The organism is Enterocloster lavalensis (assembly GCF_046603895.1).
In the GTDB taxonomy this organism is placed as follows: Bacteria; Bacillota; Clostridia; order Lachnospirales; family Lachnospiraceae; genus Enterocloster; species Enterocloster lavalensis.
Genome location: NZ_CP176637.1, coordinates 2,355,834 through 2,374,285 on the forward strand (window position 1 = coordinate 2,355,834; position 18,452 = coordinate 2,374,285).

The 18,452-nt window shown below is 58.7% G+C and carries 14 protein-coding genes, 1 pseudogene and 1 other annotated feature; of the genes and pseudogenes, 3 read left to right on the forward strand and 12 right to left on the reverse strand.

The genetic code is table 11. From position 1 onward, the window contains the following. Positions 1-287: 287 nt before the first annotated feature. On the forward strand, positions 288-1,538 hold the full coding sequence (locus ACK2JC_RS10485; protein WP_276951988.1) for an AraC family transcriptional regulator: 1,251 nt from the start codon (positions 288-290) through the stop codon (positions 1,536-1,538). A 156-nt stretch (positions 1,539-1,694) separates the two neighbouring features. Here the strand turns inward: ACK2JC_RS10485 and ACK2JC_RS10490 are convergent, their stop codons facing one another. The 4 genes and pseudogenes from ACK2JC_RS10490 to ACK2JC_RS10505 all read right to left on the reverse strand — a co-directional run bounded on the left by ACK2JC_RS10490 (position 1,695) and on the right by ACK2JC_RS10505 (position 6,315). Continuing rightward, positions 1,695-2,795: a hypothetical protein gene (locus ACK2JC_RS10490; RefSeq protein ID WP_092371848.1), complete on the reverse strand. Its 1,101-nt coding sequence runs from the start codon at positions 2,793-2,795 to the stop codon at positions 1,695-1,697. Between the two features lie 299 nt (positions 2,796-3,094). Continuing rightward, positions 3,095-4,030 (reverse strand): annotated as a pseudogene (gene arcC / locus ACK2JC_RS10495) (carbamate kinase); the annotation flags it as partial. A gap of 27 nt (positions 4,031-4,057) precedes the next feature. Beyond that, a complete protein-coding gene (gene argF, locus ACK2JC_RS10500) occupies positions 4,058-5,050 on the reverse strand; it encodes an ornithine carbamoyltransferase (protein WP_092371847.1) in 993 nt (330 codons plus the stop codon). A 38-nt stretch (positions 5,051-5,088) separates the two neighbouring features. Next, positions 5,089-6,315 (reverse strand): arginine deiminase, encoded by a 1,227-nt coding sequence (locus ACK2JC_RS10505; RefSeq protein ID WP_320936092.1) that lies wholly within the window; start codon positions 6,313-6,315, stop codon positions 5,089-5,091. 335 nt (positions 6,316-6,650) lie between these two features. On the opposite strand from ACK2JC_RS10505, the gene ACK2JC_RS10510 reads away from it, so the two are divergent. After that, entirely contained in the window at positions 6,651-7,811 is a 1,161-nt protein-coding gene (locus tag ACK2JC_RS10510; RefSeq protein ID WP_320936091.1) for a LysM peptidoglycan-binding domain-containing protein, read from the forward strand. A gap of 72 nt (positions 7,812-7,883) precedes the next feature. Here the strand turns inward: ACK2JC_RS10510 and ACK2JC_RS10515 are convergent, their stop codons facing one another. The 4 genes from ACK2JC_RS10515 to ACK2JC_RS10530 all read right to left on the reverse strand — a co-directional run bounded on the left by ACK2JC_RS10515 (position 7,884) and on the right by ACK2JC_RS10530 (position 13,100). Further along, on the reverse strand, positions 7,884-8,378 hold the full coding sequence (locus ACK2JC_RS10515) for a 3-isopropylmalate dehydratase (RefSeq protein WP_092372043.1): 495 nt from the start codon (positions 8,376-8,378) through the stop codon (positions 7,884-7,886). A gap of 10 nt (positions 8,379-8,388) precedes the next feature. Continuing rightward, positions 8,389-9,648, reverse strand: a complete 1,260-nt coding sequence (locus ACK2JC_RS10520; RefSeq protein ID WP_368272188.1) for a 3-isopropylmalate dehydratase large subunit — start codon at positions 9,646-9,648, stop codon at positions 8,389-8,391. Between the two features lie 20 nt (positions 9,649-9,668). Further along, positions 9,669-10,925, reverse strand: a complete 1,257-nt coding sequence (locus tag ACK2JC_RS10525; RefSeq protein WP_092372039.1) for an SLC13 family permease — start codon at positions 10,923-10,925, stop codon at positions 9,669-9,671. 180 nt (positions 10,926-11,105) lie between these two features. Next, complete coding sequence (locus ACK2JC_RS10530) at positions 11,106-13,100, reverse strand: sigma 54-interacting transcriptional regulator (RefSeq protein ID WP_320936089.1); 1,995 nt, start codon at positions 13,098-13,100, stop codon at positions 11,106-11,108. Between the two features lie 166 nt (positions 13,101-13,266). On the opposite strand from ACK2JC_RS10530, the gene ACK2JC_RS10535 reads away from it, so the two are divergent. Continuing rightward, positions 13,267-13,896, forward strand: a complete 630-nt coding sequence (locus tag ACK2JC_RS10535; protein ID WP_107435838.1) for a flavin reductase — start codon at positions 13,267-13,269, stop codon at positions 13,894-13,896. A gap of 76 nt (positions 13,897-13,972) precedes the next feature. On the opposite strand, the gene ACK2JC_RS10540 is transcribed toward ACK2JC_RS10535, so the two are convergent. The 4 genes from ACK2JC_RS10540 to proS form a co-directional block, all read right to left on the reverse strand. Continuing rightward, on the reverse strand, positions 13,973-14,656 hold the full coding sequence (locus ACK2JC_RS10540) for a vancomycin high temperature exclusion protein (RefSeq protein WP_092371255.1): 684 nt from the start codon (positions 14,654-14,656) through the stop codon (positions 13,973-13,975). A 196-nt stretch (positions 14,657-14,852) separates the two neighbouring features. Continuing rightward, positions 14,853-15,221, reverse strand: a complete 369-nt coding sequence (locus ACK2JC_RS10545) for a RidA family protein (RefSeq protein ID WP_092371253.1) — start codon at positions 15,219-15,221, stop codon at positions 14,853-14,855. Positions 15,222-15,333: 112 nt separating this feature from the next. Then, on the reverse strand, positions 15,334-16,632 hold the full coding sequence (locus tag ACK2JC_RS10550; protein ID WP_320936088.1) for a CCA tRNA nucleotidyltransferase: 1,299 nt from the start codon (positions 16,630-16,632) through the stop codon (positions 15,334-15,336). Further along, a complete protein-coding gene (gene proS / locus ACK2JC_RS10555) occupies positions 16,632-18,071 on the reverse strand; it encodes a proline--tRNA ligase (RefSeq protein ID WP_107435842.1) in 1,440 nt (479 codons plus the stop codon). Before proS ends, ACK2JC_RS10550 begins: the two co-directional genes overlap by 1 nt. A 76-nt stretch (positions 18,072-18,147) precedes the next feature. Then, positions 18,148-18,354, reverse strand: a binding site (T-box leader). Positions 18,355-18,452: the final 98 nt, after the last annotated feature.

The following is an 18,452-nucleotide window of genomic DNA, read 5'->3' on the forward strand; positions in this document are numbered from 1 at the left end:
TTTTTGCAATCGTACAAAAATCCATATTTAAAAATGACCTTTTGTACTTTCGTTCATTTGGCCCTGTTTTTGAATTTTTTTTCATTTTGCAGGAAATTTATGCGTAAAATCCGGCTGATCCGGCCAAACCCCCATTAAAATACAGAAAAACACCCCCGGAAATGTCCCTATTTTCTCTTGCCCCATCCCTGCCACCACGCTATAATGACGTTAGAGAACCGTTCCTATGGCAAAACAGCCGGGATTTTGGTCTTTCCGCTATTACGTCCGACAAAGGAGGCCGCAGCATGGGAAAAATAGTGCCGATTCAAAATGGTTACTGCTCCAATCTGGATTACCGCAGGATTTGCAGCATCGACACCGAGGTGATCGATACCCCCACCACGCCCCTGATCCATCAGATGTCCCGCTTCTGGCTGATCAACGAGGGCCAGGGCATTTTAAAGCTCCAGGACCGGGAGTACGAGCTGAAGCCGGGCACCATCGTGTCCATCCTGCCCTGGCAGATTTCCGATGTAATCCAGGTGGATTCCCCCCTGCAGTATTATCTCCTTGCCTATTATTTCGACAATATCAACGCCATCATCAAATCCATTTACAACACCGACAGCCAGCCCTTGAGCCTGATCGAGGAGATGACGGGCTGCCCGGTGGTGCAGTGCGGCAAAGAGGAATATACGGAAATCCGCACCGTTTTCGAGCAGCTTCGGGCCGAGACGGGGGTGGAGTCCGTGAAGCCCGCGGAGGAGAGCGGCCGTCTCCACTCCCTCTACGTGAAAAACAAGCTGGTGGAGCTGATTGTCCTCTATCTCAGGGCCGGTGAGCGCAGCAAGACCGTGTCCCCGCCTGCCCGGACGGGGATTCAGAAAAGCGATATCCTCCACTACATGTACAACCACCTCAGCGAGAAGCTGACTCTGGCCAATCTGTCCAAGCTCTTTTTCATGAGCGAGTCCTCCATCAGCGCCTATATCACCCAGACCACCGGGTTGTCCTTTTTTGATTTGTTAAATGAGATGCGGGTGGGAAAAACCATCAATTTCCTGCTGTATACCAACCTGACCATGGAGGAGCTGGCGGAAATCCTGGGATTTGTGGACAGCTCCCACATCTGCAAGGTATTTGCGGCCCGGGTCGGAATGAAAGCCAATGATTTTCGGAAAACGTATCAGAATGTCTATGAAATATGCGATATCAGGATGACAAGAGATGCCTATGAGATCGTAACGTATATTTACCGGAACTATGCGGAGCATTTGACGCCCCAGAGCACGGCGGAGCAGTTCCATATTTCGCTGAAGGAGTTAAACACCATCCTCCTGTATCAGGTTGAGAAGAATTTCTCCGACTTTTTAAACTTCGTGCGCGTCAACCGGGCTTCTGAGCTGCTCAAGCGCACCGACAAGAGCATCACCCAGATCGCCATCGACGTGGGCTACAACAGCGCCAAGACCCTGACCCGCAACTTCCTGCGGTTCCGCACCATGACCCCGGGGGCATTCCGGCAGAGCATCGAGATTCAGGAAAACACGCTGTAAGAGATATGCGCCGTCGGGCGCAGCGGCGGCGCCGGACAGCGCATTGCCGGGAAATATCCTGCCAAAAGGCGCAGGCCGTAGATTGGCCTGCGCCTTTTATTGTATGCAATGGGCCCTGCGAAGCCCGCGGGCGATTGTTTGAATGCAATGGACCCGTTATTTCATCACGCCCAGCCCCTTGGCCACGATGGCGATAAAGTCCTGGACATTGGTCACAATGGTGGTGGCGGACAGGCTTCCGCGGTCCAGAAGTTTATTCACCACAAACTCGTCCGCATCCACGGTGTACAGGTACACGGGGCGGATCTGGCCGTCCGGCATCACCCGGAAGGAGGGCGTCATATTTCCGGTGGCGATGGTGTGCAGCATGGTAGCCAGGCAGATCACCGTGGTGGCGCCGCGCACCAGGCCACGCATCTCGGTCTGACCCCTGTAGGCGTCCCCGATCACCTCAGGCATGGGGCCGTCATCCCGGATGGACCCGGTCAGCACCATGGGCACACCGTTCTTCACGCAGCTGTAAATGATCCCGTTGTCGATCTTGTAGTCCTCGATAAACTGGGGGATGGAGCCGCTTCTGCGCACCTTGTTAATCACATCCAGGTGGTTGTAGTGGCCGTTGGGCTGGGATTTCTGGGTGTAAATGTCCTGCCCAAGGGCCGTGTGCAGCAGCGCGCCCTCCAGGTCGTGGGTGGCCAGGGCGTTTCCGGCCATCAGGCCGTGGGCGTAACCGTTCTCCACCAGAGCCTGCATGGCGGCTCTGGCGTCGTAGTCGAAGGAAAACGCCGGACCCATGACCCAGACGATATTCCCGTGCTCCCGCTCATGCCGGAGCAGCTCGAACAGGTTGTCGTAGTCCCGGGCGTAGGAAGTCTCGCGGCTCCTGCCCTGGCGGAACACGAACTGGTCGTCCAGATCCTCGCCCTCCGCCGTAAAGCCGTTGCAGTGCATGTAAATGCCCTCCTCGGCCTTCTCGCTGCGGCCCAGGATCACTTTATCTCCCTTTTTCAGGTTGCGGTTCTCCACCACCGCCAGGTGGCCGTCGTCACAGATCACCACGCTGGAATCCATGCGGCTCTCCTCCGCCAGCACCCATTTCCCATTGATCTTGAAATACTCCGGGTACATGGAGGTGCTGTGGTAATATTCCGGCGCCACGCCGTCCATTTCCGCCTCCTCAAACTTAACGTCCGGGGCGTTTACAAACATGGGCTGGGTAAAATCCGGATGATGATATTCAGGTAATTTAAAAGCCATAATAATATCCTTCCTCCCTTTCTCTGCAGGGTATAATTCGCTTTCAGATTTCAGATTGCAGTAACCAACACGTCGCCGTCCTCCTGGAACGCAGGACACGCGGGCGCGCCTTGGGGGGCGGTTTCAGCCGGGGCCGCTCCACCCGAGTCCGCTCCATACCGGGCCTCTCCATACCGGGCCTCTCCATACGAGTCCGATCCATACCAGGCCGCTTCACATCGGTCCGCTCCACACCGGGCCTCTCCACACAAGTCCGATCCATACCGGGCCATCCCGCCGGGGACCGTCTCCTCCGACCGTATCCACGTGCCGCTCAGCCCTTCCAGGGCCGCCCGGGCGCTCTCCAGGGACGTGATCACCGCCGCCCGCCCCGGCAGGGCTTCTGCGAACTCCAGGCAGGCCTCCACCTTGGGCAGCATGCTGCCCGGCGCGAATTGTCCCTCTTTTATGTATTCCTGCGCCTGACCGATGGTCATCCGGTCCAGCGCCTTCTGGTCCGGCCGGTTGAAATTGATACAGACCCGGTCCACGGCCGTGAGGATCAGCAGCATATCGGCCTTCATCTGGACCGCCAGGCGGCTGCAGGACATATCCTTGTCCACCACCGCGTCGATGCCGCGCAGCTCCCCATCCTCCTCCACAACCGGAATCCCGCCTCCGCCTGCGGCGATGACCAGCAGGCCGCTCTGCACCATCTTGCGGATGGCGCCCAGCTCCACGATCCGCCTGGGCCTTGGGGACGGCACCACCCTGCGGTAGCCCCTCCCCGCGTCCTCAACAAAGGTAAATCCCCGCTCGGCGCTGATCTCTTCCGCCTCCTCACGGGTGTAAAAATTCCCAATGGGTTTGGTGGGATGTAAAAATGCCGGGTCCTGGGGATCCACCTCCACCTGGGTCACAACGCTGACCACCGTCTTGCCGATCCCCCGCCTCTGCAGGCTCTGCTGAAGGGCCTGCTGGAGGTGGTAGCCGATAAAACCCTGGGACATTGCCCCGCACTCGGCGAAAGGCATATAGGGCGTTCTCGGGCCGCACTGGGCCGCGTAGTTCATGGCCGAGTTGATGATCCCCACCTGGGGCCCGTTTCCGTGGCCGATGATCAGCTCGTGGCCCTCCGCGGCCAGGTCCGCGATGATCCCGGCGGCCGCCCGCACCTGCTTCAGCTGCTGCGCCGGGGTATTTCCCAGGGCGTTGCCTCCCAGCGCCACCACAATCCGTTTTTTATTACGTTTCATAATGCCTCCTGAAAACGGGACCGGTTCTCAACACAAAGTCGCGTACAGTACCGCTTTGATGGTATGCATCCGGTTCTCCGCCTCGTCGAACACCACCGACTGGCTGGATTCGAACACTTCGTCGGTCACTTCCATCTCCGTCAGGCCGAATTTCTCCGCAATCTGGGCCCCAATCACGGTTTTGGTGTCGTGGAAGGAGGGCAGGCAGTGCATAAACAGAGCGCCGGGGCCGGCCTTCTCCATCAGGCTGCGGTTCACCTGGTAGGGGCGCAGCAGGCGGATGCGGGTATCCCAGACCTCGTCCGGCTCGCCCATGGACACCCAGATATCCGTGTAGATGATGTCCGCCCCTGTGGCTCCCTCGGTCACGTCCTCGGTCAGGCGCACGGTGCTGCCGTTCTCCGCGGCGATGCGCTCCGCCTCCCGCACCAGATCCTCAGCCGGGAACAGCTCCTTCGGCGCGCAGGCGGTGAAGTTCAGGCCCATTTTCGCGCAGGCCACCATCAGGGAATTGCCCATATTGTTGCGGGCGTCGCCCATGTAGGTGAAATTCAGGCCCTTCAGGCATCCGAACTTCTCCTCGATGGTCAGAAGGTCCGCCAGCATCTGGGTGGGATGGAACTGGTCGGTCAGGCCATTATAGACCGGCACGCCGGAGTATTCGGCCAGCTGCTCCACCAGCTTCTGGTCAAAACCGCGGTACTCGATGCCGTCGTACATTCTTCCCAGCACCCGGGCGGTGTCCGGGATGCTCTCCTTTTTGCCCATTTGGCTGCTGCCCGGATCCAGATAGGTGACTCCCATGCCCAGATCCCGGGCCGCCACCTCAAAGGCGCAGCGGGTCCTGGTGGACGTCTTCTCAAAAATCAGCACAATATTTTTGCCGGGCAGGTAGCAGTGGGGCGTCCCACTGCGCTTCATCGCCTTAAACTCCTTCGAGAGATCCAGCAGATAGCGGATCTCCTGGGGGGTGTAGTCCAGCAGTTTCAGAAAGCTTCTTCCTCTTACATTCATTCCCATTTTCGTATCCTCCTCTTCAATCAATCCATTATATAGCGCTACACTTCTTCCCGCCACAGCGGCATACTCATACAGCGCGGACCCCCTCTGCCCCGGGACAGCTCCGAGCTTGGCATCTCCAGCACCTCCACGCCGTTCTCCCTGAGAATCCCGTTGGTAATGTAGTTCCGGTCGTAGACCACCACCTTGCCCGGCGCGATGCACAGCGTATTGGAGCCGTCGTTCCACTGCTCCCGCTCCGACGCCACCCGGTCCTTTCCGCCGCAGCGGATCATGGTGACCTGATCCAGCCCCAGGTGGGTGCCCAGGATCACCGGCAGGGAGCTGTCCAGCTCCGTGACATTTAACGTATCCCGGTGGTCGCCCCGGCAGATCTCATACACCCTGAGGCTCCCAAGAATCCCGGGATGCACCGTAAATTTGTCGTAATCGATCTGGGTCATTACCGTGTCCAGGTGCATGTAGGCCCGGATGCTGGGGATATCGAAGGCCAGGATCGTCTCGATCTCCGCCGTGTCGTCCCCGAAAATGTTCTGGGCCAGCAGCTCGATGGCCTCCGGCGTGGTCCGCTGGGAAATGCCCACGGCCAGCACACGGCGGCTCAAATTCAGGATATCGCCGCCCTCGATGGAAAACGGATAGTCCCGCCGGTAATAAAAAGGCGTGCTCCCCGCAAAGTCCGGGTGTTCCTCCAGAATGTAGGACCCGTAGATGGTCTCCCGCCTTCTGGTTCTGGAATACATGTAGTTGAGGCCCACCCCGCAGCCGATGGAGGCAAAGGGGTCCCGGGTAAAGTACAGGTTAGGGATGGGGTCCAGTATGAACCGGCTGTCCGGCCTCACCCGGTCCGCCAGAGGACTGTGTCCCCCCGCCTTCAGCTCGTTCATCCTCACCCCGGCCATGGTCTTTTGAACCAGCTCCCGCTCGTCCTCAATTCCGTCCAGCAGCCGGAACAGCTGGTCCTTGAACTTCTGGGCGATATTCCCGCCCTCCTCGATAAACTGGCGGATGAAGCGCTCCCGAAGCTGGGGCCTGCCCTTTAACGTTCCGGCCATCAGGTCCTCCAGATAAACCACCTCCACCCCCTGCTCCCGCAGTATCCCGGCGAATACGTCGTGCTCCTGCCTGGCGGCCCTCAGATAGGGGATATCGTCAAACAAAAGCCGTTCCAGCTCCCCGGGGACCAGGTGCTCCAGCTCCTGCCCCGGACGGTGGAGCATCACCCGTTTTAGTGTTCCGATCTCATTTTTTACATGGATTGGCATCGCATTCCCTCGCTTTTCGTGTTCTTGATTTCATACTATCCTGAAATGAGCGGACGCGTCGGACAAGATCAGACAAATTTATTGTATTTTAAAATGATTTTCCAAAACGCCTGAAAACACCCTCAGATGAACAAGGTCCGAACCAATCCCCGGCCCGTCTCATAATATATATTAGTTCGAATGGCGGAAAAACCGGTAAAAATGAGGCTCATACGCCTCTCTGACCCTATTTTTTCCGTCTGTTTTCCCGCCGCCTGAATTTTTCTCCTGTCATACCGCACAACTGCCTGTTATAGGCATAAAATCATCTGTTGTAAGAAAGGATTTGAATATTTATGAGACAATTTCGCAGCTTAGCCTGCTTTTCCCTGGCTCTGCTCCTGGCTCTCGCACCGCCGTCCCTGACCTCCTTTGCCGCCAGCCGTGTCTACCACGGGATCGACGTGAGCGAATGGCAGGGCGACATCGACTTTGAGGCCGTGCGGCAGTCCGGGATTGACGCCGTCTACATCCGTGCGGGCGAGGGCTCGGACTATGTGGACGCATATTTTGAGTCCCACTATCAGGGCGCCCTGGCCGCGGGCCTGAAAATCGGCTATTACCACTATGTCACCGCCCAGAACGAGGAGGAGGCCAAGGAACAGGCCCGTTTCTTCTGTTCCCTGATCCGCGACAAAACCGTGGACCTCTACCCGGCCATGGACTTCGAGAGCTTTCCGGGGCTGGACGTGGAGGAGATCAACGCAATCGGCGCCGCCTTTATGGAGACCTTAAACGACTGCCTTGGCTACACCCCCTCCCTGTACAGCGATACCAACAACACCGCCAACGTCTGGGATTCCTCCTTCGCCTCCTACCCGCTGTGGGTGGCGGAATACGGCCCGGCCGTTCCCAGCAACACGGGCTACTGGGCCACCTGGGACGGCTTCCAGTATTCGGACGCGGGAAATGTACCCGGCATATCCGGCCAGGTGGACCTGGATTATTTCAAGGACACCATGCTGATAAGCGGCGGAAACGACTCCGGCTCGCCGGACGACTCCGCCACCTACACCGTGCGGCCGGGCGACACCCTCTGGGCCATCGCAAGGCGCTTCGGCACCACCGTAGAGGCCCTTGTGCAGGCCAATGATATCCCCGATCCCAATCTGATCTACCCCGGCCAGGTGCTGACGATTCCCGGGCGCGGAGAAATGCAGGCCACGTACACCGTACGCCCCGGCGACACCCTCTGGGCCATCGCCCGGCGTTTCGGCACCACAGTACAGGAGCTGGTGAGCTTAAACGGGATCGCCGATCCTAACCTGATCTACCCCGGCCAGGTACTGCGCCTCCCGGACAGCAGCAGCGTGCTGGTTTATCAGGTGGTTCGTGGCGACACCTTATCCGGCATCGCCCTGCGCTTCGGCACCACGGTCCAGGCCCTGGTGCGGGCCAACCACATCGTCGACCCCAATCTGATCGATGTTGGGCAGACTTTGGTGATTCCGCAGTAATTTTTGGCGCATTTCAACCTTCTGAACGACAACAGGGGACTGCCGAGCGATCTCAGCAGTCCCCTGTCTATCTCATCTTCTCCCAGGAAGCTTTTCCTGTTTTAAATATTCAATCAATCCCCCGCAGCGGATAATCCCCATCACATGCTCGGGTATCCTGTTACACCGGTATTCCTCCCCCGTGGTCCGGTTGTAAATCATTCCGCCCAGATAATCGATCTCCAGCACGTCGTCCTTGGAAATCTTGTCTGTCTCCGGGCACTCGATGGTCAGAATCCCTACGTTGATGCAGTTGCGGAAAAAAATCCGGGCGTAATCCATGGCCACGATGGTACGCACTCCCAGCTGCCGCAGCATAAGCGGCGCGTTCTCCCGGCTGGAGCCGGAACCCAGGTTGTGCTCCGCCACGAAAATGTCCCCGGGCTTAAACCCGGAAGCGAAGTCCGGGTCCACCGGCGCCATGGTATATCGGGCGGCCTCCTCCGTACTGAGCTCCAGGGAGGCGGGCGGCGCGATGATGTCCGTGTTGATGTTGTCCTTATATTTCCAAACTTTTCCTTTTATCATAACGCCCTCCTCAAATTTCCCTGGGGTCCGTGATATGGCCCGTCAGCGCCGAGGCGGCCACCGTGACCGGCGAAGCCAGATAGACGCTGCTGGTCTTGCTCCCCATCCGGCCGATGAAGTTCCGGTTGGTGGTGGAAATGCACACCTCGCCGTCAGCCAGGGTGCCGGAGTGAATCCCCAGGCAGGCGCCGCAACTGGAAGCCAGCACCGTAGCCCCGGCCTCGGCCAGAACCTCCAGAATGCCCTCCCGCAGGCACTGATTGTAGATTTCCCGGGAGGCGGGCGACACCAAAAGCCGAAGGCCCGGGGCGATTTTCCGGCCCCGCAGAAGCTCCGCCGCCATTTTCAGGTCGTGATAGCGGCCGCCTGTGCAGGAGCCGATATATGCCTGATGAATCTGTACCCCGCTCTGCTCTGCGGCTTCGTACACGTGGTCCACCTCGTGGGGGCAAGCCACCTGGGGCGCCAGCTCCCCGGCCTTAAAGGCATACTCCGCGCAGAACACGGCGTCCGGGTCGGAATTCAGGTGGTCGTACCGCTCGCTGACCCCGAAACGGGCCAGATACTCCGCGGTCACGTCGTCGTACCCCACGATCCCCGCCTTGGCCCCGGCCTCCACCGCCATATTGGTCAGACAGAGGCGCTCGTCCATCATCATCCCCTGGATGGTATCCCCGGCGTACTCCAGCGTCTTGTAGGTGGCCCCGGAATGCCCCACCGCGCCGATGGTCTTTAAGGAAACGTCCTTGGCCATCACCCGCTCCGGCAGTTCCCCGTTCCAGGTCACCCGGATGGTCTGGGGCACCTTCATCCAGGTCTGCCCCGTGGCCAGCACCCCCGCCATCTCCGTGGAACCCACGCCGGTGGCAAATGCCGCCAGAGCCCCGTAGGTGCAGGTGTGGGAATCCGTCCCCACCACCACGCTGCCCGGGAGCACGTGGCCGTGTTCCACCATCACCTGATGGCAGGGCCCTGCGAACTCATAGTAGCGGCTGATCCCGTGCTCTTTGGCCCACTCCCTGGTGAACTTCACGATGTTGGCCTGATGCAGGTTGGCGGGCGGCGTGTAGTGGTCGGAAATGATTACCACCTTGTCCGGGTCCCACACGTCCACCCCCATTTCCCGAAGGCGGTCGTCGATCTCCAGACGCGGCCCCAGGACGTCGTCCATCATCGCCCGGTCAATGTCTACCCACAGGATGTCATCCGCGTGGACGTGTTCATTTCCCGAGGCCCGGGCCATAATTTTTTCAGAAATTGTATATCCCATACCTGTCTCGTCTCCTTATATTACATAAACAATCCGTATACCCCGGTCATGCCAAAGAGCGCGATCACGATCACGCCGCCGATGGACACCGCGAACAGCTGGATGAACAGCTTGGAGCGCTCCTCCTCGGTGGGATTGGCAATCTGGGTGTAGGCCGCAAGACCCATAGAGCCGCCGGTGGAGATGGGGCTCATTCCGGCCGCGCTGGCCGTGTTGGTGATGGCGGAGAGCAGCGCAAGGGTCGAGACGCCGCCGCCCACCTGGGCCGCCACATCGGTGACCGTGGGAATCAGCGTGGGCATAACCACACCGGAAGTGGAGCTGAACCAGCTCATGATACCCGCGGTGAGTCCCATGACGCCGGGAGCCGTAACCGGGCTCATCAGTTTGGCCAGACCGCTGGCCAGCAGGTCGATTCCGCCCAGCTGGATCACCAGGGCCATCAGCATGTTGATACCGCTGATCATCAACAGGGTGCCCCAGGGAATGGAAGCCACGGACTTCTTCTCGTCCGCAACGCGGAACAGCAGCAGCACGAAGGCGATGGTGTAGGACATCAGACCTACGTCAAATCCCATGAAGATAACCGTTACCACCAGCACCGCGATACCCACCAGGGTGATCTTCTGCTGGGTGTTAAAGGAAATTTTTTCCTTGACAGACAGATCGACGGCGGATTTCAGGCGGTAGCCCTTCAGCACAATGTAGATCACGATAAAATAGACGGTCATGGCCATGACCATGTTGGCCGCGTAAGGGAACTCGATTCCGGTGATCCCCTGTTCCTCGGCCAGGGACAGTCCCAGGATTCCCGTGGGCGCGATGGGCGTCAGGCCCCCCGCGGCGGCTCCCAGAACGGATGTGGCGGACAGCAGCACCGGCGAGGTTTTCATCTCAGCCGCCAGCGAGCAGGTAAATACCGCCATCAGGCTCATAACTGGTACCGTGCCCGGTCCCACGCCCGCCAGTATCGTGGAGAAAATATACACGATAATGGGGATCAGATTCGTCCGGTTCCCCGCCATGTTCACGATCTTGCGCGCCAGCAGCTCCAGCGTCCGGTTCTGCTGTGCGATGCTGAACAGGAACATGACTCCCAGCAGCGTTACAAACAGCTTAGTGGGAAATCCCGTGATCACCGTTCCCGACTTGACCCCCGCAATCTGAGCCAGGACCAGTGACAGACCGAAGGCCACGAACCCCATGTTGATCTTTCGGAAAAATCCGATCAGTATGGCCCCGATCAAAAACACCAGTGACAATGCAGCATAATTCATACCCTTACCTCCTGTTTTTTATTAATTTCAATACTCATAAATAGCAAGATTCATGCCAATCCGCATTTCCCTCTGAAATCCCGGCGTTTTATCCAGCAGCCCGGATCATATCAAAAAAACGTTTCTCCAGGCCACGTCGCAGAGACATTTTAGAGAAACGTTTTGAAACATTTTGAAACATCATTCAATTTCATATTTCCGAATCAGCCGCCACAGCGTGCTTCTGGAAATCCCCAGGGATTCGGCGGCCTTCTGCTTGTGGTAGTGATTGCGCTTCAGCGCGCAGATAATATCCTCCCTGCGGCAGGCCGGAATGGCGCGGGCGGACGGCCCCTCTTCATGCCTGGGGTTCTCGTCCGGTCCAGGGTTTATTTTCCGCTCCGGGTCCATTTCCCTGGTCCCTCCTTCCTCCAGGCCGAACTCCTCCATCATCATGTGGGCGTCGATCTCCATGGGAAAGCCCTGGTCAAGGAGAATGGCGATGCGCTCCGTCACCGCCTGCAATTCCCGTATATTTCCGGGCCAGGAGTATTCCGTCATCCTGGGATACAGCTCCTCCATCCGGGCGAGCACCTCGTCCAGCCGGTCCTCACCGCAGTATTCCTCCAGAAAATGGTCCGCCAGCAGCGGGATATCCTCCTTGCGCGCCCTCAGCGGCGGAATCTCCAGCTTGAGCACGTTGATCCTGAAAAACAGGTCCATGCGGAACCGGCGCTCCTTCACCTCCAGGGCCAGATTCCGGTTGGTGGCGCAGATCACCCGGACGTCGATGGGGATCACCTTGTCGCTGCTGAGGCGGCGCACCTCCTTCTCCTGCAGGACCCGCAAAAGCTGAATCTGCGTCTCCTCCGGGATCTCCCCGATCTCGTCCAAAAAGATCGTTCCCCCGTGGGCCAGCTCGAAGATACCCGGTTTCCCGCCCTTGGCTGCCCCGGTAAAGCTGCCCTCCTCATAGCCGAACAGCTGGCTGCTCAGCAGGTCCTTGGGCAGGGCCGCGCAGTTGATGGCCACAAAGGGACCGTTGCGGCGGGGGCTGCTGTTGTGGATGCTCTGGGCAAACAGCTCCTTCCCGGTCCCCGTCTCCCCGGTGAGCAGGATGGAGGAATCCGCCTGGGCGTAGCTGCGGGCGATGAGCTTCACCCGCTCTAAGCTGGCGCTGGTCCCCAGAATGTCCTCAAAGTGGTATTTTGCCACCAGCCCCTTCTGGTGCAGCTGGAGGCGGATTCTCTGCTCGCTCTTCTGGATGTCGTGGACGCTCTGGAAAAAATAGATCGCGCCCTCAAACTGTCCGCCCATCACAATGGGAATCTTGTTGACGGAGAGCAGCTGCCCCTGAATCCTGATAATCTGCCCCACCACCTGCTCCGGGTTCCGCCGCAGCTCGTCGAACTCCAGCTCCGGCAGCAGCCGGCGGATATCCCGCCCCACGGCGCTGCGGGTCAGATGAAACATCCGGCGGGCCTCCATGTTCATGATGGAGACCATACCGCGGGCGTCCACGTTGATGATGGCGTCCCGGGTGTAGTTCATCAGCATCTGGTGCTTTTGCAGCTGAATCTCGTATTCCTTGCGCTTTTCCCGCTCCTGCTTCTGTACGTTCAACAGCTGCAGGGCCGCGTCCAGGGCGATGCTCACCGACTCGTAGGTATTTTCCACCACCGTGTAGGGGATGCCCTGCCGTTTGGCCTCGTTGGGCAGGGACGCGCCGCCGCCCATAAAGCAGGTGGCGTGGCTGTCCAGGGCCATTTTCACGCACTGTTCGTACTCCGTGGCGTTCTGGTACCCCAGAATCATGGTGTTCTCAACGCCCAGATAGCGGCAAAGTTGCTTCAGCTCATTGATAAAGCTCACATACTCCACGATCACCGTCTTGCCCTGGTACCCCTTTAACAAATCCAGATGGCGCAGGTAATCGTTCAGCGTGGTGCTGATCTTGGCCACCGTAAAATGGTTTCTGGCCAGCACCTCCGCCGTTCCCTTACGGCTGACGAAAATCCTGGCCCCCCGGCTCATCAGCTCCTCCGCCAGCTTGATCCCATCGTCCAGCACCGCCACATAAATCCCCACCTCAAGGCCCCGGTCCGCGGCCACCCGGCGGGTCAGGTCCGCCAGGGACTGGGAGGGCGCGATCAGGCAGATTTCCGGCACCCTTGTTTTCTGCGTATCATTCCCCATCGTATCCCCTCATTTGCTTTGATTCTCTCTTGTATAATAATAGTAATTATTATTGATTTATTTTTTTCTGTATGCTATACTGCTATTATAGTACATAATATAACATAGCGGACGAATCAACTCAATGTCAATGCATTCACTCAAACACACAGAAGGGAGTTATACTATGGATCCAAAAGCATTTTTTAAGCTGAGCTACGGAGTTTATATCGTATCCACCAGCGCGGACGGCAAAAACGCAGGCTGCGTCATCAACACGCTGACCCAGGTCACCGCCGAGCCGGCCCGCCTGTCCATCGCTCTGAACAAAAACAATGAGACCTTGAAGCTCATCGAGATTTCCGGCACCTTTTCCGCCGTGGTCTTATCCGACGACGTGACCATGGACCAGATCAAGCGGTTCGGTTTCCAGAGCAGCCGCGACGCCAACAAGTTCGACGGCATCCCCCAGGGACGGGACGGCCTGAACAACCCCTATCCTACGGACGGCGTCTGCGCCCGCTTTGCCTGCCGCGTAGTCTCCACCCTGGACGTGGGAACCCACGTAATCGTGGTAGGCGAGGTGATAGAGGCGGAGGCCCTGGATATGAACGCTCCGGCTCTTACCTACTCCAACTACCATCACAAGAAAAACGGCGCCACACCTCCGAACGCCCCCTCCTACCAGAAGGACGCGGGCACGGTGGTGGGCTACCGCTGCAAGGTCTGCGGCTATATTTTAGAGTCCGACACCCTGCCCCCGGATTTCATCTGCCCGGTGTGCGGGAAGGATGCGAGCTATTTCGAAAAGCTCTGATCCGGCGGAGCCGCAAAACGCGCCATCAAAAAACGGCTGCTGCTTCCTATTTTAGTGAAGCCGCAGCCTTTTTCCGTCAATTTTTATCATTGGTGGCGTCCCCGTTTCCGCTGACCGGAATCGCCTCGCCCAGGTAGGTGGGCTTGGGCTTTGCGATGGCGTAGAGGAAATCCTTGGTCCGGGCCAGCATTTCCCGGGCGTCCCGGATCTTCTGGCCGCCGTATTTTCTGGGATCGGAGGCCACGCCGTAGGCGTCCATGCCCATCTGCCCGGCGTTGTAGAGCGCCCGGTACATGTGGTACTCCTGGGTGACCACCACGATGCGCTCCGCCTGGAAAATGTCCCTGGCCCGGTACATGCTCTCATAGGTGGAAAATCCCGCGTGGTCCATAAAAATATCCTCGGAGGGCACGCCGTGGTCGATGGCGAACTGTTTCATCAGATTCACCTCGTCGTAATCCACCCTCCCGTGGTCCCCGCTCATGAGCAGCCGGTCCGACACCCCGGCATTGTACAGGGCGATGCCCTGCAAAAGCCGATCGTTCAGCATACCGGAGGGACTACCGTCGTCCCGCACGCCGCAGCCCAGCACCAGTATACAGTCCACCTTGTCCAGCTCCGCCGCCTGCTCCGGGGTCACGATCCGTTTTTTGACCGTCCCCTGCATGTAGAGATTAATTCCCACCACCAGGCAGCAGCCCGCCACCGCAAGATATATGGCCCATTTCATGGGTTTTCGCAGCCATTTCAGAAATTTCATCCTCCGCAGACTCCCTTCCTCCGTTCGCCGGGTCAACTGCCCGCAAGCTTCGCCAAGCGGCCCACTGCATTCAAACAATCGCCAGCGGCCCATTGCATCCACTCAGAAAAGGCCGCGGCCCTTACGCATGACTGTAAGAAGGCGCGGCCTCTATCTGTATTCATTGTTCCACGTATGGTTTCCGGCTATGCTGGAATTACTTTACAGCGATGGCCTCGATCTCACACAGAACGCCCTTCGGCAGAGTCTTCACAGCTACGCAGCTTCTGGCGGGCTTGGAAGTGAAGTACTTTGCGTAAACCTCGTTGAATGCGGCGAAATCGCCCATGTCAGCCAGGAAGCAGGTGGTCTTGAACACCTTGTCGTAGCAGCTGCCCACAGCCTCCAGGATCGCGCCTACGTTCTTGCAGCTCTGCTCAGCCTGAGCAGCGATTCCCTCCGGAACCTCGCCGTTTGCCGGATCGACCGGAATCTGGCCGGAAGTAAATACAAAACCGTTTACCTCAAATCCCTGGGAATACGGTCCGATTGCACCAGGTGCCTTTTCTGTACTGATTACGTTCATTGATTTGTCCTCCTTTTGATCTTCGCGGGGACAATCCGTCCCTGCCGTTTTTTGATATGCGCCGGAGCGCCTTTTATTCGAATACTCGAACCCCAACAGTTATTATAAATGATTATTTCAGATGTTGCAACAGATAATCGCGGGTATTCCGGGACGGATCCTCCAGCACCAGCTCCAGAAGAGCCGCCAGCGTCTCCCCCACGGCCTTGCCGGGCTTCACGCCCGCGTCCATCACGTCCCGGCCCTTCACCGCCAGGGACTTTAAATCCAGGCAGTCGCCGTCCCGGCGGATCTCCCCGCTGAGGGCCCGCGCCCGGCGCAGATCGTCCCCCGTCTCCGGGACGCCGAAGGGCAGAAGGGCTTCTTTTAAGTCCAGCAGGTCGTCGTAGAGGGCCGGTTCAATCCGGCTCATCACTCGGCGGAGGGCCGGTTTCTCCGGCATCAGGGGCTGGCCCAGCAGGTCCACCAGGGTTTTTACCCGGGAAATGGTGTCGTTGTCCAGTTTCAGGTCCTTTAGCACGGTAAACGCCTGGTCGGGCGTGGCGTTTCGAAGGAAGGCAGCCCAGCGCAGGTGCTTTTGCGGGGAGATGGACACGGGAATCGCAGGGATTGGGGATGGGACAGAGAGGCCGCCGGAAGCTGCCGGGGAGTTTTCCTCCGTGCGGACGCCGCTGTAATCCTCCGGCGCATTTGCCGTCCCCGGCATGCCTTCCCCATAAATCTCATGAAACGTCCCCGACACATACCGGCTGATCCCCGTCTCATACACCAGGGCGATCCGCTCCGGGTGGGCGCTGCACAGCAGCTTGGTCAGCTCCACCTGCACCCGTTCCTTGCTCACCTTAGCCAGATTGGGCGCGATGACCCGGATGGCTTCCAGGGTCCGCTCCTCGATCTCAAACCCCAGCTGGGCTGAAAACCGGATGGCCCGCAGAATCCGCAGGGCGTCCTCGGTGAACCGGTCCATGGGCTCCCCCACGCACCGGATGATCCCCCGCCGCAGGTCCTCCACGCCCCCAAACTCATCCACAAACCCGGTGGCCTTGTTGTAAGCCATGGCGTTGATGGTGAAATCCCGGCGTTTTAAGTCCTCCGTCAGGTTGGGCGTGAAGGCCACGGACTTGGGATGGCGGCCGTCCTCGTACTCGCCGTCCACGCGGAAGGTGGTCACCTCGTAGCCTTCCTTCCCCACCATCACCGTCACCGTGCCGTGCTGGATTCCGGTGTCCACGGTTCTGTGGAACAGCTCCTTCACCTGCCCCGGCAGGGCGCTGGTGGTGATGTCCCAGTCCCCCGGCTCCCGGTTTAAAAGCATGTCCCGGACGCAGCCGCCCACAATATACGCCTCGTAACCGTGTTCATTCAGTTGTCCGATAATCCGCTCCACAGGAGCCGGAACTCTGATCTCCATTAATACGCACGTCCCCAGTAAACCATCTTTTTCGCCGGCTTGCCGCAGCAGACACAGTGGTCGGATAAGCTCTCCTGCTCAAAGGGCATGCAGCGGGAGGTGGCGGCGGTGGCCTCCTTGATCTTGTCCTCGCACTCCTGGCAGCCGCACCACATGGCTTTCACAAAGCCCGGCTTGTTGTTGATTGTGTCCACAAACTCATCCCACTGGGTCGCCTCGTAGGTGTGGGCGTCCCGATGGGCCTTCGCCTTCTCGTACATGGCGTTCTGGATCGTATCCAGCATTTCTCCCGCTCTGCTCTCCAGCTCGTCCAGGGAAATGAAGGTCTTCTCATGGTTGTCCCGGCGCACTAAAACGGCCTGGTTCTTCTCCATATCCTTGGGACCGATCTCCACCCGCAGCGGGATTCCGCGCATCTCGCAGTCCGCGAACTTCCAGCCCGGGCTCTTCTCGGAATCGTCCACCTTCACGGAAAATCCGGCCTTGGTCAGACGCTCCTTCAGCTCGAACGCCTTGTCCAGTACGCCCGGCTTCTGCTGCTGAACCGGCACCACCATAATCTGGATGGGCGCGATTCTGGGCGGCAGCACCAGTCCGTTGTCGTCGCCGTGTACCATGATGATGGCGCCGATCATGCGGGTGGTCATACCCCAGGAGGTCTGATGCACATATTTCAGGGTGTTGTCCTTGTCCGTAAACTGAATCTCAAATGCCTTGGCAAAGCCGTCGCCGAAGTTGTGGCTGGTGCCGGACTGCAGCGCCTTGCCGTCGTGCATCAGGGACTCGATGGTGTAGGTGGCCTCCGCGCCCGCGAATTTCTCCTTGTCGGTCTTCTGGCCCCGCACAACCGGGATCGCCAGCACTTCCTCGCAGAAGTCTGCGTACAGGTTCAGCATCTGGATGGTGCGCTCCTCGGCCTCCTCGGCGGTTGCGTGGGCGGTGTGGCCCTCCTGCCACAAAAACTCTCTGGAGCGCAGGAAGGGACGGGTGGTTTTCTCCCAGCGCACCACGGAACACCACTGGTTGTAAACCCTGGGCAGATCCCGGTAGGAGTGGATGTCCTTGGCGTAGAAATCACAGAACAGCGTCTCCGAGGTGGGGCGCACGCACATGCGCTCCTGCAGGGGCTCCAGGCCGCCGTGGGTCACCCAGGCCACCTCGGGGGCGAATCCCTCCACGTGGTCCTTCTCCTTCTCCAGCAGGCTCTCCGGGATAAACAGGGGCATGTACACGTTCTGCACGCCCGTGGCCTTGAACCGGCGGTCCAGCTCATTCTGGATGTTCTCCCAGATCGCGTAGCCCGCGGGTTTGATCACCATGCAGCCCTTCACGCTGGCGTAGTCGCACAGCTCGGCCTTTTTCACCACATCCGTATACCACTGGGCGAAATCCACGTCCATGGATGTGATGGCTTCCACCATTTTCTTGTCGTTTGCCATGATTTTAATCTCCTTCTCAAATAAATGTGTTCGTAACTCAAAAAAGCCATCCGTTCCCACATGCCGGAAAACCGACACATGGGACCGAATGGCTCGGCGGTACCACCCAAGTTGGCTCCCGCAGCCGGGAACCCGCTTTTCATCCGTTAACGCCGGATTTACGTTGCATTCATCATACAAAGCTCCGGGGCCGGTTCAGCCTCCGCCTTCGTAGAGATCTCCCACCATTGATCCCCTCTCTGTGACGCGCGCCCTGCTTACTATTCCCTTTCACAGCCTGTCATTTTTCTTTGCGTGACTCGATTTTACGCCACTTTGGAGGTTTTGTCAATGGCAAAGTACAGTTTACAAGGGACTACACAGGGTAACGGTCTGACGGGA

Coding starts and splice junctions, on each gene's coding strand:
- ACK2JC_RS10540 (WP_092371255.1), bottom strand. CDS start 14,656: ATGAAATTTCTGAAATGGCTGCGAAAACCCATGAAATGGGCCATATAT.
- ACK2JC_RS10525 (WP_092372039.1), bottom strand. CDS start 10,925: ATGAATTATGCTGCATTGTCACTGGTGTTTTTGATCGGGGCCATACTG.
- ACK2JC_RS10510 (WP_320936091.1), top strand. CDS start 6,651: ATGAGACAATTTCGCAGCTTAGCCTGCTTTTCCCTGGCTCTGCTCCTG.
- ACK2JC_RS10550 (WP_320936088.1), bottom strand. CDS start 16,632: ATGGAGATCAGAGTTCCGGCTCCTGTGGAGCGGATTATCGGACAACTG.
- ACK2JC_RS10505 (WP_320936092.1), bottom strand. CDS start 6,315: ATGCCAATCCATGTAAAAAATGAGATCGGAACACTAAAACGGGTGATG.
- ACK2JC_RS10520 (WP_368272188.1), bottom strand. CDS start 9,648: ATGGGATATACAATTTCTGAAAAAATTATGGCCCGGGCCTCGGGAAAT.
- ACK2JC_RS10535 (WP_107435838.1), top strand. CDS start 13,267: ATGGATCCAAAAGCATTTTTTAAGCTGAGCTACGGAGTTTATATCGTA.
- ACK2JC_RS10545 (WP_092371253.1), bottom strand. CDS start 15,221: ATGAACGTAATCAGTACAGAAAAGGCACCTGGTGCAATCGGACCGTAT.
- ACK2JC_RS10530 (WP_320936089.1), bottom strand. CDS start 13,100: ATGGGGAATGATACGCAGAAAACAAGGGTGCCGGAAATCTGCCTGATC.
- ACK2JC_RS10490 (WP_092371848.1), bottom strand. CDS start 2,795: ATGGCTTTTAAATTACCTGAATATCATCATCCGGATTTTACCCAGCCC.
- ACK2JC_RS10485 (WP_276951988.1), top strand. CDS start 288: ATGGGAAAAATAGTGCCGATTCAAAATGGTTACTGCTCCAATCTGGAT.
- ACK2JC_RS10515 (WP_092372043.1), bottom strand. CDS start 8,378: ATGATAAAAGGAAAAGTTTGGAAATATAAGGACAACATCAACACGGAC.
- argF (WP_092371847.1), bottom strand. CDS start 5,050: ATGGGAATGAATGTAAGAGGAAGAAGCTTTCTGAAACTGCTGGACTAC.
- proS (WP_107435842.1), bottom strand. CDS start 18,071: ATGGCAAACGACAAGAAAATGGTGGAAGCCATCACATCCATGGACGTG.